Consider the following 2,541-nt stretch of genomic DNA (forward strand, 5'->3'; position numbering starts at 1 on the left):
ACCGGCGTCGCCGGCCTGACCCCGGTGATCCTGCTCCAGAAGCCGGCCGGCCTCAACGGTCACCAGTACCAGATCCGCGGCACCCGCGGCGCCGAGCCCGAGGTGGTCCGTGAGGCCCGTCGGGTCGTCGCGCCCAACACGGACGCCAAGAACGCCAAGATGCGCGGCGGCTGACGCTCGCGTCACCGGAGCGGAGCGAGGGCGATGGACGGCGGAGGCCGCCCGTCGCCCTCGTCGTCAATTCAGCACTGCTGCCACTGCCACGCGACGATCCGCTGGTCGATCACGCTGAACGACGCGTGCCCCCCGGGCTCGGCGACGGCGTTGAGGATCAGGCTGGTGTTGACGGAGAAGATCGAAGACCCGCCGCACGCGGACCACACCGCCGACGCCGGCGAGACGAAATGCGTGGCCGCGAAGAAGTCGTCGTGCGGCCCCTCGATGTCGGTGTGCAGCTTGACCCCGACGGGGGCGCCGGCGAGCGTGTAGCTCGAGGTCTGGCGCGCGGTGACGCCTTGATCCAGGGAGGCGAAGCCGCGCGTGCTCAGGGTCCTGATCGCGAAGCGCCAGCCGGCGGGGATCTTCAGCTTGATGGCCGCCTGGCAGTTCGTGGTCTTGACGGCCGGACCCGGCGGGTTCTTGAGGGTCATCGGCGCGAAGCTCAGGCGCAGGCTCTGGTGGTCGGCCGAGACCTGCGCGGCGACCGAGGCGGGCTCCGGACAGCCCGCGCCGCCGGTCACGACGCCCTCGACGGCGAAGCCCTCCGGGGCCGGCGCCGCCCGCGGATCGGGCGCGGAGGCCCGCTCGCGCCCGGGCTGCCCCTCGCCGTCCGCCGCGGGCGCTTCGTCGTGATCGGCGAGCCCGTCCGGATCCTCGCACGCCGACGCGAAGAGCGCGGCGAGCAGCGCAGAGGTCGCGGCCGCGAATGTAGTGAGATGATCCTGATCGGTCGACATCGCATTCCAGGCTATCACCGCGCCGAATGTCGGCAAGCGCCCTGACGGCCCGCCTCGCGGGCGCCAGCGGCGGATCGCGGCGCTCCGCCCTCCTCGCCGGCCGCCCGCGCGGCCGATCGAATGCGCGTACATAACAGGGTGAGCGGCCGACGCGGCTTAAATCGGCGGATTAATCGACGGCGACGCTGGGCAGCGCCAGACCCTGGGCCATATTGATCCACATCACTGACCGAGTGATGAAAGGAAGTACGATCATGTCGAATCTACACATGTCAGGACCTGCGGCGGTGCTCGCCGCGGCGTCGTGGTGCCTGGTCGGGTCCGCCGGCTGCGACGCCCCGAACCATGCGGTCGCCGCGGTCGCCACCGTCGCCGTGGAGAACGGCGACGTCGTCGAGGCGCCGGAGGCCGAGGAGGCGCCCGATCCGAATGATGTCTACATCGAGGAGATCGCGACCGGCGGCAAGGGCTGCTTGACCCCCGACTCGGTCTCCACGCTGATCTCCGACGACCGCAAGAGCTTCATCATCATCTACGACAAGATGCTGCTCGAGAACCCGCCCGGCCCGGCCGTCAAGGCCACCAATTGCCAGGCGGCCGTCAAGCTCCACATCCCTGGCGGCTGGCAGGTCAGCCTCGCGACCGTGAACACGCGCGGCTACGCCTTCCTCGAGAAGGGCATCAAGGGCCGCCAGACCTCGAGCTACATCTTCGCCGGCGTCCCGCTCGGGGCCAAGTTCCACACCGAGCTCAAGGGCCCCTTCGACGACTTCTACGACTTCACCGACGTCCTCGCCCTGGAGTCGGTGGTGTGGTCGCCCTGCGGGGCCTCGGCGATCTTCGGCATCAACACCAGCCTGAACCTCAACGCCGTCGCCAACCCCGAGGGGAACGCCATCTTCAACACGACCGACACCGACGGGAAGTTCCAGAAGACCCTCCACTGGCAGTGGCAAAAGTGCTGAAGCCGGCGCGCCGCCACGCGCGGCGGCCCGGCTGAGCCCGGTCGGCGGGCTCCGCCGGCAGGACCCGCCGAGCGCCGAACGACCGCGGGCAACTGCGCGAGATCCATGCAGCGCGGCCCACGGCACACGATTCGCTTGTCGGCCATCACCCGGATGACTGACCAGGATACACTCGCGCCGCTGATGCCGTGGCGCAACCACGTCCACGAGGCCGGCTTCCTCGCCGTCATCGTCGCCCTCGCCGGGCTCCTGGTCGGCACCTCCGTGTCGAGCTACCGCGGCGACATGGCGCTCATCGAGGCGCTCATCGAGGGCGAGGGCGAGCGCCTGTTCCTCGCCCTGCGCGAGGCGACCCCACCAGACCCCGCCCGGCCCGGGTTCCCGCGGCCCAGGCGGCTGGTCGAGTCCCAGCCCGCGCTCGCCGCCCAGGGGCTGCGACGGGTGGCGGTGCTCGGCCCCGACGGCGCGGTCCTGGCCGCGTCCGGCGACGCCCCCGCGGCGGCCGACGTGCTGGCCGGCGAGGTGGCGCGGATGACCCGGCCGATGCATCCCCCGCCGATGCATCCCCCGCCGATGCATCCCCCGCCGGGCGCACCGCCGATGCATCCCCCGCCGGGCGC

3 protein-coding genes are annotated in these 2,541 nt (G+C 71.5%); 2 read left to right on the forward strand and 1 reads right to left on the reverse strand.

Translation table 11 applies throughout. The features are described from left to right. Positions 1-242: 242 nt before the first annotated feature. On the reverse strand, positions 243-956 hold the full coding sequence (locus KBA23_RS16795; protein ID WP_290743404.1) for a DUF4360 domain-containing protein: 714 nt from the start codon (positions 954-956) through the stop codon (positions 243-245). A gap of 269 nt (positions 957-1,225) precedes the next feature. On the opposite strand from KBA23_RS16795, the gene KBA23_RS16800 reads away from it, so the two are divergent. Both KBA23_RS16800 and KBA23_RS16805 read left to right on the forward strand, forming a co-directional pair. Next, positions 1,226-1,921 carry a DUF4360 domain-containing protein gene (locus KBA23_RS16800; RefSeq protein WP_290743405.1) on the forward strand — a complete coding sequence of 232 codons (696 nt, stop codon included), beginning with the start codon at positions 1,226-1,228 and terminating at the stop codon, positions 1,919-1,921. A gap of 153 nt (positions 1,922-2,074) precedes the next feature. Further along, positions 2,075-2,541, forward strand: a 467-nt coding sequence (locus tag KBA23_RS16805) for a hypothetical protein (protein WP_290743406.1), incomplete at its 3' end; no start/stop codon positions are given.

Source organism: Amaricoccus sp. (genome assembly GCF_017995835.1).
In the GTDB taxonomy this organism is placed as follows: domain Bacteria; phylum Pseudomonadota; class Alphaproteobacteria; order Rhodobacterales; family Rhodobacteraceae; genus Amaricoccus.

Excerpts from the sequence above, each read along its gene's own strand:
- KBA23_RS16795 (WP_290743404.1), bottom strand. The coding sequence starts at position 956 with ATGTCGACCGATCAGGATCATCTCACTACATTCGCGGCCGCGACCTCT.
- KBA23_RS16800 (WP_290743405.1), top strand. The coding sequence starts at position 1,226 with ATGTCAGGACCTGCGGCGGTGCTCGCCGCGGCGTCGTGGTGCCTGGTC.